This window comes from Arthrobacter sp. TmtSoilC79 (assembly GCF_059739405.1).
On the sequence record NZ_AP046051.1, the window covers coordinates 17,965 to 31,662 of the forward strand.

8 protein-coding genes are annotated in these 13,698 nt (G+C 61.2%); 3 read left to right on the top strand and 5 right to left on the bottom strand.

The window, feature by feature from the left end:
- Positions 1 to 4,686: 4,686 nt before the first annotated feature.
- Positions 4,687 to 4,965: a hypothetical protein gene (locus tag AC6JA3_RS00080; RefSeq protein ID WP_497919771.1), complete on the top strand. Its 279-nt coding sequence runs from the start codon at positions 4,687 to 4,689 to the stop codon at positions 4,963 to 4,965.
- 162 nt (positions 4,966 to 5,127) lie between these two features.
- Here the strand turns inward: AC6JA3_RS00080 and trxA are convergent, their stop codons facing one another.
- The 5 genes from trxA to AC6JA3_RS00105 all read right to left on the bottom strand — a co-directional run bounded on the left by trxA (position 5,128) and on the right by AC6JA3_RS00105 (position 11,122).
- Entirely contained in the window at positions 5,128 to 5,454 is a 327-nt protein-coding gene (gene trxA / locus AC6JA3_RS00085; RefSeq protein ID WP_021473158.1) for a thioredoxin, read from the bottom strand.
- 35 nt (positions 5,455 to 5,489) lie between these two features.
- Complete coding sequence (gene trxB / locus AC6JA3_RS00090; RefSeq protein WP_026541023.1) at positions 5,490 to 6,446, bottom strand: thioredoxin-disulfide reductase; 957 nt, start codon at positions 6,444 to 6,446, stop codon at positions 5,490 to 5,492.
- Between the two features lie 228 nt (positions 6,447 to 6,674).
- Positions 6,675 to 8,438, bottom strand: a complete 1,764-nt coding sequence (locus tag AC6JA3_RS00095; protein ID WP_497919772.1) for an ABC transporter substrate-binding protein — start codon at positions 8,436 to 8,438, stop codon at positions 6,675 to 6,677.
- A gap of 141 nt (positions 8,439 to 8,579) precedes the next feature.
- A complete protein-coding gene (gene murJ / locus AC6JA3_RS00100) occupies positions 8,580 to 10,592 on the bottom strand; it encodes a murein biosynthesis integral membrane protein MurJ (protein ID WP_026541025.1) in 2,013 nt (670 codons plus the stop codon).
- A gap of 26 nt (positions 10,593 to 10,618) precedes the next feature.
- On the bottom strand, positions 10,619 to 11,122 hold the full coding sequence (locus AC6JA3_RS00105; RefSeq protein WP_026541026.1) for an NUDIX hydrolase: 504 nt from the start codon (positions 11,120 to 11,122) through the stop codon (positions 10,619 to 10,621).
- Between the two features lie 196 nt (positions 11,123 to 11,318).
- Between AC6JA3_RS00105 and AC6JA3_RS00110 the strand changes: the two genes are divergently transcribed.
- Both AC6JA3_RS00110 and AC6JA3_RS00115 read left to right on the top strand, forming a co-directional pair.
- Positions 11,319 to 12,788 carry a CCA tRNA nucleotidyltransferase gene (locus AC6JA3_RS00110; protein ID WP_026541027.1) on the top strand — a complete coding sequence of 490 codons (1,470 nt, stop codon included), beginning with the start codon at positions 11,319 to 11,321 and terminating at the stop codon, positions 12,786 to 12,788.
- Entirely contained in the window at positions 12,785 to 13,366 is a 582-nt protein-coding gene (locus AC6JA3_RS00115) for a histidine phosphatase family protein (RefSeq protein WP_026541028.1), read from the top strand. The genes AC6JA3_RS00110 and AC6JA3_RS00115 overlap by 4 nt, the downstream gene beginning before the upstream one ends.
- Positions 13,367 to 13,698 lie beyond the last annotated feature (332 nt).

The window sequence follows — 13,698 nt, forward strand, 5'->3', positions numbered from 1 at the left end:
GCAGTTGTTTCACGTGAAACGTACGCCGAACTACCAACCTCGGTCTTAGTCTTCGGTAGGGCTGGGAGCAAAATTCGCTACTCAGTGACCAGCGCCCCGCCGCTGAAGGCTGCCTCTGATCGGCGTTTAGAGAGAGTGGATCTTTGCGGCGGCATTCAGTCTGTCATGTGATTAGGCCTGTAAGGCCCGCAGATCGGCTCTGTGACGTGGGCATCGTCCCTACTTTCTCTCCGGCCTCTCACGGGCTTCACGCCGGGCACCTCCCCCGTCTACCGAATCGCGCTACGAAAAGGGTCTGGGGAACGGCGGCCTGGGGTACGGGCGGCGTAGATCAGTCGAGAGAGCTTGAACCTGTCTACTCAAGGCCTGGGGGCATTGGCCGGCTATGGGCGAGTTGTTGTGACCCTACTTCCTGGGTGAGTAGCGGCAGGGAAGCAGCTGCGGTGGCAGTCGTGGTTACCGTCCGTGAGTTGTGACCTCCTCATGTCTGTTCGCCACTGCGTGCAGGTTCTGTTCTCGCCTGTATTCGTCTCTCTGGCGTATGGGTAGCGAGGGCGGGTACTAAGGCTCCCGGTCTTTATCAGGGGTGAATCTACGCATACTGGCTCCTCCGTTGCTTCGTGGGCCCGTGGTCAGACCTGGTGTCCTTGGAGGTCCCGAGGTTGAAGTCCCTCAAATACTCGGCCGCCCTCCAACCGTCGCTTTGCGATTCCCGACAGCTTCGCTGATAGTGCCGCGCAGTCTTGCCATTGACACGTCGGGGGTCCCAAATTTGCAGGATGACTCCAGTGTCTTTGCGACTCCCCGCGGATATCGGAACCCCTTAGGAGGAATGGAGCCGTGGCCGGTGCAGTTACGCCCGTTCGGGTTTCTGTCCTCCTCCTCAGCACACCTCGGGTGCGACGACCGGAGAGCCGTCCTTTGGTCGTCCTGGCGCGGAACTGGCGGTTCTCTGAATGCCTTAGGCGGCAAGGAATGGCAGCCCGAGGAGCAGAAAGCGGATTGTTCAGGAATGCCGTTGGTTCAGGCCCGGTCGTTTGGCGGCACTGGCACCATCAGTCCCCTGCGGTCCACAAGAGGATAAGGAGAGCAACTACCGACGTCATCACCTGCGACCGCGCCACCGCTGGAAGAGCCTCAGTGAACAAAGTTGGTGAAGGCACGGCCGATTGGTCTGATGTCGCCACTGCCCGATCCGTGACTGCCTGGCAGTTCCGATCGGGCACACGATCGGACCTACCGTGATTGTCGCGGGCGAGCTCTGAAGGCGAATGAACGGCTCGTGTCCGTTCGTAACGAAAGGGCAGATTGTTTCACGTGAAACGGCGAACTGATTGTGCCGGTGAGTGCATAGTGTCGGCTGGGATGCCTGTGCATAAGGAAGTGGATATCCCTGTGGATATCGTTGGGGATAACTCTGTGGGTAATGTGGGCTGGTGTGGTGTGCTTCGGCCCACATCGCGATCCGAGTGACCGCGACACCGGCTCATCGAATCTGCTTCAGTGCGAACTCGATCGGAAGTTGCGAGAGCCGATTCTTGCGGCATCCCTTTTCTGGCCTTTGCCCCTGATTTTCATTGGTTTTGGATGCAAATCTGTGCAATCACACTAAGCTGCGGGCGCACACATACGGTGGTGCGAGATCGTGGATATTCCCATGTCGGGCGTACTCAAGGACCAACGAGAATGACGATCTGTGAACGGGCTCATACTCAGTGGATAAGCCTGTGGATAAGTATGTGCACAACTTGAAGACCACTGGGTGTCGATCGGTGGACAACTGTGGCGCAATTGCAGTCACCTTGGATGATAGGCAGGCCGCCATGCGGCTTTGAGGACTCTATGCGACAAGGACACATGCCGGCTGGCACTAGGGTCCTCCCTGTCTAGTTCCAGCGCCATTACTCTAGTGGGGAAGAGTGTGCTCCTGACAGCCAGGAACCCTTAGCCCCGCTTTTCGTGTTGGACAACGACATCAAGGAATTCATCGGATGTCTTTCCCACGTGATGACATTGATGGCTTGGACGGGCAGCGTATGCTCACTAGTGCCGGGGCTTGAGGCCGACGGACAGCCAGTACATTTAATGTGTTGTTGTGACGGGCGCTAACCATGCTGACTGTTCCAAGAAGTAGTGGACTTCGACTTGGCCGCCGGTCTAGAAGGAGCTCGAGGAGATGAACTAACCCCTGCAACAGGGCCGTGAGTTGTCCAGGTCCATCCCAGCGCGCAGTCACGTGTTCCCTTTCATTGGTCTTGTATGACTGCACCAGCTTGATCAGTCGATGTGCCCGAGCCAGTGTTTCACGTGAAACGTGCCTTCGTGGCTCCCTCCCCTTTCCCCTGGACGACGGTCACGCCCAGCAATGAAGGAAATTCCAGATTATGCTCGGAAGAGTATTCGTGGTCGCAGAAGCCAAGCTGGCCACAGCAGAACATGACCGTTGCAGCCACGCGCCACCGCGTCCTTCTCTTCCCTGGAAGGCCTGTGACACTCACGGCCTGATTTGAGAGATTGGATCGTGACTCCCCGTATCGGCAGGCATAGTTCTGGTTATCATCGAATGCAATAATGTCGAGACTGCGGTGAGTCCCTGACGCCGATGCGATTCGATGCTTGCTAGCGTTCGCACATTCTGATTTCAATTGACGCCCCGATGGGCTCATTGAGAGAAACTGGACCACACCCAATTGCCTGAATGTCGCCAGAGAGTCGTCTAGCCAAGCTTGTGCAACCGCGCGCTGCTCATGTTCGTCACCATGAAGGGTGGTGCAGTGGCTATAGACCATGGAGTTAGTGGACCAAGTCGGATGTAGACGCGTCCCTCGCCGGAAGGCATCCTCCAATGTTTCACGTGAAACGCTGGGCGAAAGCAAGCGGCCAGAATATCTCCCATGGTCAGCGGAAGTCGTGGATCGTCACCAATTAGCACACGGATTCGGTCCGCCGTTCTGCTGCGTTCGCCTTTGAACTCAAGTCCGTTGGTGGCCGCATGTATCGGGCATCTCTCTGGTCCTGCATGCATTCCGGTTACTCACACGGTGCTGCCGTCAAGGCTCTGCCGGCTCCCGCCAGTGGGGCGTTTGTGGTTGGAACACTGCATCGCACGTTTCCCTGAGGGTGTGTAGGCCCGTAGCAACCGACGCCCACCCCACTGCTCAGAATGAGCTGCTGGTGCCCGCACCTCTGGTTCCTTTCCCAAATTCGGATGTGATCTCGCAAAGTTGTACTGCCCGGCCAGTTTCAGAAGCACCTGCAGGTGACCCTGCAGGGGTTCGATTGTTGGCCGTGGAGCCTCAGAACTCTCCTGGCAGATAGCAATTCCATGAAATCATCGTGTTCATAAGTAGGTTGCTCGTTGCTGCCGTGGTTCTGACCCTCGTTGGCGTGCATCGCCTATGGGACTGGCGAGCCAGGCTTTGCAATTGATAAGTTCTGTAACTCGTTTCGCCCAGTAGCTAAATGTCTCGAACATCCGTATGAGGAAGACCCGGAGGCGAGTTGAATGCGGCTTGCAGGGGGCCAGCAGTGCCTTGGAGACTCGTATCGGCTCCCCCAGGCTGCTTGTGCGCAGAATCAGCCCTGGCGGGTCTTCTGGCTGCCGAGGTCGGGCTCGCACGCTTCAAGGCGCCAGGCAAAGTTCAGCGCTACCAGTAGCCTTCTGGCGGGTTCCCCGGGCTAACAAATCATCCAGTAGCAGAAACGTGTGCCTGTGACACCAAGACCAGTCCTGGGGTTTCACAGTCCTGTGATTTCACCTAGATCACGCGCCCTGCATCAATCAAGTCAGACTCTTTGGGGGGACCAAATCATTTCGTTGCTGCTGCATCGGCCGTGGAACCTCCCTAGGCGCGGCAAACGGACCGTTGTTTCACGTGAAACATGCGGTTGGCTCCGCGAAGAAGTGGCATTTAGGCATGACGGTGATGGCCCGACTTGGTGCGCCATACAGTAGGTGGCTCCCGAGCACGGCCCTGCCCGCCCATGTTTCACGTGAAACCACCCAGTGACTACCTAGAGCTAGGTCCGCAGGACTTTAGAGATACTGCATCTTCTGGCGCCGGAGAGACGGGCGGACGTTTGCCACGAGCCACACGTGTACTTGTGAGCGTATTGAACGCAGCCACTGAATCACCGGCTGCAGGTAGAAGTACAAGAGTCATTTGCCGGCAAATGGGGAAATGGAGGACACCGCCCGATGCTGACCGATGGGCCTAGTGGGAACAGTTATGGTTGTCGTTCCCGCGCAATGCCTATTGGATGACGTGACACTCGCACAGCATTCCCACCGGCAGAGGCAGTTTCATCCACAAACCAGCGATTTCCTTGCCAAGGGCAGCCATGAAACCGCTGCGGATCTATGACCAGCTGTCCCCTTCCCACCGCCATGATCTGACCTCAATCCCCTTGATGCCTGCGTCGTGGGTACTCCCGCGAAACAATCAGTGTGACGGGTCCGATCTAGTTACAAGCGGATCTCATCCACTCAATTCGGGTCGGTCCTACAGTGCTGGCTAAGGGAATCGGCAATAGAGCCGTCCCGCATATCTCCTCCAAAGTGTTGGCCGATGACAATGTGGCAGTTCGGCCCCGACCGCCTGTTTGAGCGTCAGTCTGTCCGCCCAGGTGGATTGGCCCAGAGAGGATTATCAAGGTCATGCGTTCCATTGACTCGATTATGCCGTGATGAAAGAGGGGGTTGGCCGGGAGGGGGTGGGGATGTGGAAGAGGGTTGGCCGGGAGGGGGTGGGGATGTGGAAGAGGGTTGGCCGGGACGGGGTGGGGATGTGGAAGAGGGTTGCCCGGGAGGGGGTGGGGATGTGGAAGAGGGTCGGCCGGGAGGGGGTGGGGATGTGGAAGAGGGTTGCCCGGGAGGGGGTGGGGATGTGGAAGAGGGTTGCCCGGGAGGGGGTGGGGATGTGGAAGAGGGTGCAAGTTCTGCCTACCCCAGGTAGGGCCAACTGAAAAAAGCCAAAACCTGAACCGCTGAAGGCTCCCCCGCAACGAACTGAGTGAAATGAGAGCGATAGAAGTTTACTTATCCAAGAAATACAAAAAGCCGGCGGCTCCCGCTCCCTGAGGAGCAGCAGCCGCCGGCTTTCGTTGACTCGGAGTCAGGAATCCGAGCTAGGACAGGACGTCCGCGAATTCCTTCTCGAAGAACTGCTTCGGCTTGGCGCCAATGACAGTGCTCTTCACTTCTCCCCCGCTGAAGAGGTACACAGCCGGGATGGACGTGATGCCGTACTCAGCCGCGATCGCGGGGTTGTCGTCAACGTTGAGTTTCACAACGTCGACCTTGTCGCCGTACTCGACAGAGATTTCGTCGAGGATGGGGCCGAGCTTGCGGCAGGGGCCACACCACTCTGCCCAGAAGTCCACGATGACCGGCTTCTCGGAAGCCAGGACATCCGTGCTGAAGCTTGCGTCAGTTACGTCTTTTGCGTTGCTCATAACTTTTCCCTTCTTATGGTTGCTTGGATGCAGCTCTAGGAGTGCAGGTCTGCGAGGTAGTGCTCAACATCGAGGGCCGCCACACAGCCGGAACCCGAAGCCGTGATGGCCTGGCGGTAGGTGGGGTCAATGACATCGCCCGCGGCGAAGACACCCTTGATGTTGGTGCGTGAGCTGCGGCCCTCTACGGCGATGGTTCCCTCGGGGGTCAGGTCCACCTTGCCCTTGATGAGGTCCGTGCGGGGATCGTTACCGATAGCCACGAAGACGCCGGTGACAGCCAGTTCGGACTCCGTGCCTTCCACGAGGTTCTTCAGCTTCAGGCCGGTGACCTTGTCTCCACCGAGAACATCTTCGACGGCAGTGTTCCAGACGAAGTTGATCTTCTCGTGGGCCTGGGCGCGGTCACCCATGATCTTGGAAGCCTTGAGGGTGTCGCGCCGGTGGACTACGGTGACCGATTTTGCGAACTTGGTGAGGAACAGTGCTTCCTCCATGGCGGAGTCGCCACCACCGATGACGGCGATGTCCTGATCCTTGAAGAAGAAACCGTCGCAGGTTGCACACCAGCTAACGCCGTGTCCTGAGAGTCGCTTCTCATTGGTCAGGCCGAGCTCGCGGTAGGCCGAACCAGTGGAGAGGATGATGGCCTTCGCCTGGAAGGTCTCCCCCGTTCCGATGGTCACGGTCTTGATGTCGCCGTCGAGGTCCAGTTCGGTGACGTCCTCAAACAGGATCTCCGTGCCGAAACGTGCGGCCTGCTTTTCGAAGTTTTCCATGAGGTCCGGGCCCATGATGCCGTCCGGGAAACCCGGGTAGTTTTCCACGTCTGTGGTGTTCATGAGTTCGCCACCAGCGGTGACGGAACCGGCAATGAGCAGAGGCTTCATGTTGGCACGGGCGGTGTAAACGGCGGCGGTGTAGCCGGCCGGGCCTGAACCTACAATGATGACGTCACGCACCTGCGATGCGCTGTTTTCTGCAATGCTCACGTGGCGTGAACCTCTTTCTTGGTCGATGCTGCGGCTTTCGGGGCAGCCACCTGACTCAACCCCGGTTAAGCCCCAAATATTCCGTTGGAGTTGGGGACCTGAAAGCCACCAACATTCAGGGTACCGTCTGCACGAGCGCCGGTTCCAAGCGGTGAAGTCATTGCGGGTAGCAGCAGGGGCCGTTTCGACTGGTCAAAACGGCCCCTGCTGCTACTTGGATGGATGCGGCTATTGGACGGTAACCTCAGCCAGGCGCAGGCCGAACCCGTACCGGGTCTTCGGTGCGGCCAGCTTGGGCAGGGCCTTGACATCCACGATCAGGTATTTGGTTTGCGTCGGCGCTGCCAATGGCATGGTCAGTTCCGGGGAGGTGAAGCTGTTGGTTCCAACCAGCTTGGCACCGTCCATCGCAGGGCGGTCGTTGGTGTAAACGCTGATGCTGCCCCCGGATCCACCCAACTGGTTCAGCACAATGGACTTAACCTCGGTTTTTTCCTTGAGCTCAATCACCAGCGGCATGTTGGTGACGAGTCCGCCCCAGTCTGCCGTAGCAAATTCCATGTCTGACCAGTAGCTTGCTGCGTTGCCATCGAATGCCCGGACCAGGTCTTTGTCGTACGTGGCGGCGAAGGGGAAATCACCCAGCCGGGAAATGCCCTGGATGGCCGGTGGCACAGCCGGAGGCGCCGTTTCCGAAGGCGCTGGCTCCTCAGCTTGAGTGCTGCTGCTGGTTTGCGGAGCGGGCGTGCTCTGCGTGGCTGCAGGGGCGCCGCTCGGAAGGAGGCTGCCCAAATTCGTGACGGCGAGGACAAGGCCCACGATCAGTACGGCAGCCAGCAAGCCGCCGACGAGCCAGCGGAGTGATCGCGGCTCCTTCTCCGGAGCGTCGTCCTCGTACACTTCCTCGTCGTCGTAGTCTTCCTGGACAGCGGCCGACGCCGGGAAGCTGGTGGGTGCGCGGTCGTAACCCGAGTCGGAGGTACCTCGCGAAGCAGCCGAGGCACCAGCGGCAGCAGCACCACCGGCGGCAGCACCAGCGGCGGCAGCACCAGCGGCAGCAGCACCACCCGCAGCGGCACCTCCCTCGGCGAAACCGTAGTCCTCTTCAGACCACAGGGACACCTTGGGCTCTGAAGGTTGACGCGACACTGCCGGTTCCCGTGTGGGTGCCGGCTGCGCATTGACAGCTCGCGTCGGCGGCTGGGGCGGCGCCGCAGGAGGCTGTGCGGCAGGAGCCGGCGGAGCAGCAGGAGCCGGCTGGGACGTCACGGCCTGGGTGGGCGGCTGGGCTGAGGCTCCGGCAGCAGCACCAGAGCCGGCGGCAGCACCAGAGCGGGCGGCAGCACCGGCGTCGTGGTTCTTGGTCCCCGAGTTCTTCCAGGCGGCCAAACCGGCCGCACCAGCGCCGGCGGCGGCAGCAGCCAGCTTGCCGGCGAGTCCGCTCTTGGACGACGACGGGCTGGCGGCAGGCCGCGGAGGAACGTTGCCGGCCTCGGGTTCAGCGGCGGGATCGGTGTCGTCCCCGTTGTGGATGGGGTAGCCGTTTTCGTCGTACTGGATGTACGCGGCGTCGTGCTCGTCATCCTCGTACAGGCCGTCATAGGTTTCGGGCTCGTATGTGCGGGGCTGTCCGAAGATTTCGCTGCCCAGAGTCTCGGTGAAGAAGGGCTCAATGTACGGCGGGTTGGTGGCGACCACCAGGTCCAGCAAATCAGGCGCGCTGCTGTGGTTGGTGATGAGGTATGTGGTGTTGTCGCTGACCCCAAGGTCCAGGATCTGGACGTGGCCGGGGCGCTCCCCCGTGGCGACTTCGCGGGCGCTCTGGGCAACCTGCTCGGCGTTGCCGGGTCCTGCGACAAGGATGCTCACGGGACGGTTGAGGACCTGGTCCACGCCGTCGAGCACCTGATCTTGGTCATGCGAGGTCAACACATTGGCCGTGACCTTGTAGCGGCCGCCAAGTACTGATCCGACGTCGATCGGGTGGGACACGTGTTCCTCCTAGGCTGTCCGGGAGCTGCGGGTCCTGCACGCGGCCGGCCCGGCGAGCCGGTTCAACCGCTTTTGCAACTACCTGTATTCATTTTCTAGCCTAGCCGATCCATGCCCTGCGCCCATGTTGGCGCCACTGGCTCACTTCCGGTGATTTCCGCGCGTCGGGAAGTAGGGATTGCTCCCGGCGTCGCCTTGGTAGGTGCGTCGGCCCGGCAACGGGACCTGCGGGCGGAATCTGCCGCCGCGCGCGGTGCTGGGTGCATCCTCTTCCGGCAGGTATGTCTTGGGGGCGTCTGCGACGTCCGCGGCAGGCGCGGAAGGCACACGTTCCACGGCCGGTCCGGCACGGTAGGAGGCGGCGTCGAACTCACCCGAGATGCGCGGGATCAAGCCGGTGTCGTCCGAGACCGTGGCGCGGGCCGCCGTCGTGGTGTCCACAGCCTCGCCGGAAACGGGTGCGGGGACTCCGCGTCCCAAGCGTCCCATCAGCGGCCGCAGGAGGTCCCGCAGTTCGGTGACATGGAAGACGCGAAGCAGGACCAGGTACGCGAGCAGCATGACGGGCCCGACGACGACCACCGTCACCAGGGCGGCCGGGCGGCTGCTCCACGCGAAACCGTCTGCCCGGTAGCTGCCCAGAAGCCACAGTGCAGCGGCACCGGCCAGTGCGGAACCGAGCCCCGCATAGCCCATGCGGATGTACGAGTTGGCAATGCGGGGGCCGTCGAGGTGGCCCAGCAGGCGGCGCAGGAACACCACGCTGATCACAACGGAGAGGATGTTGCCCAGGGTGTAAAGAATGGCGATCGCGTAGATGATCTGGCCGACGGGAAGGAACTGGATGAAGAACGCGCCCACCACGTAGATCACTGCGAGCCATAGCTGGACATACAGGGGCGTGCGGGCGTCCTCGTTGGCGTAGAAGACGCGGGACATCATGAAGTTCGCACTGAGGAATGGTGTGCTCAGGGCAAGGATGGTGAGCGTTTGGGCGAGCATGACGCCGTCCTGCGGCTTGCCGCCGGAGAAGAACATGCCCAGCGGACCCGCCAAGGCGAAGAGCGCCAAGGCGCCGAAAACCGTGGCCACGGCCATGGTCCGCAGGCCATGGGACAGGGCATCGCGAAGTTCGGCTTTATTGCCGTCCTGGGACGCACGGGTCATGCGGTTGAAAAGGACGGTAGCCAGGGACAACGCGATGATGGAGTGCGGCAGCAGGTACAGCTGGCTCGCGACCTCCAGGACGGCGTTACCGGGCAGGACCGCTGCGCCGACCGTATCCCCAGCGTTCTGAAGGCGGAGCCGCTCTGCGCCTGGAATGGTGGCGATTCTCATGATGTACAGGAAAGCCAACTGCCCGACGGCGGCAGTCGCCAATGTCCAGACGCTCAACTTGGCCGCCTGGCCCAGTCCAACACCGCGCCAACCGAAGCGGGGCCGCAGGCCGAGGCGCAGGCGGAAAACGGGGACCAGCAGGATGGCAGTCTGGGCAATCACGCCAAAGGTGGAGAACCCTGCGATCAGGAACGTCTGGGTGGGTCCCCAGTTGTCCAGCGTGTGCGGGTTGGTGATGTTGGCGCCCAGGATCCAAATGAACATGCCCAGGCCGGCGATGGCCACCAGGTTGTTAAGGATGGGGGCCCACATGGCGGGCCCGAACGCTCCGTGGGCGTTCAGTATCTGGGTCAGCAGGGCATAAAGCCCGTAGAAGAAGATCTGCGGCAGGCACCAGAAGGCGAAAGTGACGGCAAGGGCCTTCTGCTGCTCGGAGTACCCCTGGGTGGTGAGGTCGATGACCAACGGTGCCGCGAGAGTTACCAGCGCCGTCAAAGCCAGCAGGACCAGCACAGCCAGGGTCAGCAGGCGGCTGATGTAGTCGGCACCGCGGTCCGGGGCTTTGCTCGCTTTGATGATCTGCGGAACCAGGACGGCGTTGAACACGCCGCCGGCCACCAGCAGGAAGATCAGGTTGGGCAGGTTGTTTGCGTTGATGAACGTGTCATTGACCGTGGAACCGAGGCCCAGGGCGGCACCAAGCATCCAGGTTTTTGCGAAGCCAAGGAACCGGGAAACCAGCGTTCCTGCGGCCATGATGGCACTGGAACGGGCTTCTCCGGATTGAACGGACTGGGTTGTTTTGGCTTCAGACATCGCCTTTATCGTCCCACGTACCCGGCTCAGAGGTGTTCGGGCAGCACTTCCCGTGCCAGGTCGGCGATGCGGCGTTCGTTCGGGAAGGACAATTTGCGGGCCAGTTCCTGGATGGGAACCCAGGCAGCGTCAACGGCTTCCTGATCGGGATCGTTCTCGATGGTCAGCTCGCCGCCGGTTGCCTGGAGCAGGAAATGGTGCACGGTCTTGTGGACGCGGTGCCCGCTCACGGTGAACCAGTAATCGATGCTGCCCAGGGGCGCCAGGATGCTGCCTTCGATGCCGGTTTCCTCGGCGATCTCGCGGACAGCAGCTTCTTCGTTGTTCTCCCGGCCTTCCGGATGTCCCTTCGGGAGGCACCACTCAAGCCGGCCACCCCTATTAAGGCGGGCGATGATCGCAACCCGGAGTTCGCCGTCGGACGTGTCTACTACAACGCCACCGGCAGAGACTTCCTCCACAGTGGGAAGCGAGGCCTGCACCGGGTGCTGCTGGGCAGGCGCGACGTGTGCACCGATTGCCGACGGCAACGGTGCGTTTGTCCTCCTGCCAGGAGCGCTCGGGATCGGGTTGGCCATGAGGTCCACTCTAACGACTCTTGCCCTCGAGTGATGACCGGGACATGGCCACAAGATGGACTGCAGGAGATGCTCCGCGGACACATGCCCGATTTCGCATGGAACAGTGGCCCACTGCGGAGCAAAAATCTGCCAAGCTTAAGGAACTATGGCGCATGTATTGGACAGCTCTTCAGTTAACTTCACCATCGATCCGGTGGTGCTCGACCTCGGGCAGCGCTTTGTCGATGCCGGCTTTGAGCTGTCCCTGGTGGGTGGACCCGTGCGCGACCTCTTCCTGGGGAGGACATCCCCGGACCTCGACTTCACCACCGATGCCACACCGGACCAGACCATTGCCGTCATCAAGAAGTGGGCGGACAACTTCTGGGAAATCGGCCGCGCCTTTGGCACCATCGGGATGAAGAAGGACGGCTTCCAGATTGAAGTCACCACCTACCGCGCGGAGGCTTACGACCCCGATTCGCGCAAGCCGGTGGTGGCGTTCGGCAACTCCCTGACCGATGACCTCCTGCGGCGCGACTTCACCATCAACGCCATGGCGCTGCGTTTGCCCAGCCTGGAACTCGTGGATCCGTTCGGCGGCGTCCGTGACCTCCATGCCTCCGAACTGGCCACGCCCGGAGCGCCCGAGGCGTCCTTCTCGGACGACCCCCTGCGCATGATGCGCGCTGCCAGGTTCGCGTCCCAGCTCGGCGTGTCGGTCCATGACGACGTGCGGCTCGCGATGTCGCAGATGGCCGACCGCATCAAGATCATTTCCGCGGAGCGCGTCCGTGAGGAGTTGGTCAAACTTATTAACGGAGCGCACCCCCGGGTGGGAATCGACCTCCTGGTGGACACCGGGCTCGCCGAATTCGTGCTTCCGGAAGTTTCCGCGTTGCGCCTCGAAGCCGATGAGCACCACCGCCACAAAGACGTCTACCAGCACTCGCTTCAGGTCCTGGAACAGGCCGCCGCACTGGAAACGGGTCCTGACGGTCCGGTCCCCGGCCCCGACTTTGTGCTGAGGTTCGCTGCGTTGATGCACGACGTCGGAAAGCCGGCTACGCGCCGTTTTGAACCGGGCGGCGCGGTGAGCTTCCGCCACCATGACGTTGTGGGATCCAAACTGACGGCGAAGCGGATGAAAGCACTCCGGTTCGACAACGAGTCCATCAAAGCCGTGTCCCGCCTGGTGGAACTGCACATGCGCTTCTACGGCTACGGCGACGCCGGCTGGAGTGACTCCGCGGTCCGGCGCTACGTGACCGACGCCGGTCCCCTCCTGGAACGCCTGCACCGCCTCACACGATCCGACGTCACCACGCGTAACCAGCGCAAGGCCGACCGCTTGTCCTTCGCCTACGATGACCTTGAGCAACGCATCTCGACGCTCTTGGAGCAGGAATCGCTGGCAGCTGTAAGACCGGACCTTGATGGAGCGCAGATCATGGCACTCCTGGGACTCAAGCCCGGTCCCGTGGTGGGTAAGGCCTACAAGTTCCTTCTCGAAGAACGGATGGAACACGGGCCGCTGTCCCCCGAGGAAGCCGAGCAGAAACTCTTGGCATGGTGGGAAGCGCAACCCGAGTCCGCCGTCGTCGAGCCTTTGACCGAAACCGAGGAGCCTTCATGAACGCTGCGACTTCCCCACGTCCGCAACTCTGGATCCTGCGCCACGGCGAGACCGAATGGTCCAAGAGCGGCCAATACACGGGCCTGACCGACCTTCCCCTTACTGTCGAGGGTGAGCAGCAGGCAGTGGAGGCCCGGAAGGTCCTGGAAGGCATCGACTTCGACCTCGTCCTGACCTCGCCACTGCGCCGCGCCCGCCGCACCGCGGAACTGGCCGGCTATCCGGAGGCCGTGCACGAGCCGCTGGCGGTCGAATGGAACTACGGCGACTACGAAGGCATCAGCTCGGACCTGATCCGCAAGGACAACCCGGACTACCTCATCTGGACCGACGGCGTACCCAACGGGGAGACCCTGGACGAGGTTGCCGCCCGGGCCGACAAGATCATTGGGCGGGTCCTGGAATCCGGAATGGACAATGTCCTGATAGTGGCCCACGGACATTTCTCCCGCATCCTCACGGCCCGCTGGCTCGAAATGGACGCCCGCGAAGGCCGGCACTTCATTCTGGGGACTGCCAAGGTTTGCACCTTGGGTTGGGATAAGCGGACGCCGGCAATTGTGCGTTGGGGCCTCTAAACCGGGAATTTAAAAAAACTTTTGGCGAAATGCCTAATTTCGCTGGTCAAACTCCTTCTGCATGCGGTAGCTTATATCTTGTTCCCAGAGCGATCCGCCGGGAACAAGGCGCGCATTCCCTGGTTCAGTCAGCCGGGAGAATGCCACAGCAGGTCCTCGTGACCAGAAAAGGAGGTTGGGAAAAATGATTACTTTGACTAGCGGACGGAAGTTGACCGTCACTGCTGCCCCGGCCTCTGCTGATGATCGACGCCATTTTTGCTCTCTGACCCACTCCTGAACCATCCGGACCGGCCTTGACGCCGGCGGTGTTCTTGTCGGCCTCCTTTCCT

Coding starts and splice junctions, on each gene's coding strand:
- murJ (WP_026541025.1), bottom strand. CDS start 10,592: ATGTCTGAAGCCAAAACAACCCAGTCCGTTCAATCCGGAGAAGCCCGT.
- AC6JA3_RS00115 (WP_026541028.1), top strand. CDS start 12,785: ATGAACGCTGCGACTTCCCCACGTCCGCAACTCTGGATCCTGCGCCAC.
- AC6JA3_RS00080 (WP_497919771.1), top strand. CDS start 4,687: ATGAAAGAGGGGGTTGGCCGGGAGGGGGTGGGGATGTGGAAGAGGGTT.
- AC6JA3_RS00110 (WP_026541027.1), top strand. CDS start 11,319: ATGGCGCATGTATTGGACAGCTCTTCAGTTAACTTCACCATCGATCCG.
- trxA (WP_021473158.1), bottom strand. CDS start 5,454: ATGAGCAACGCAAAAGACGTAACTGACGCAAGCTTCAGCACGGATGTC.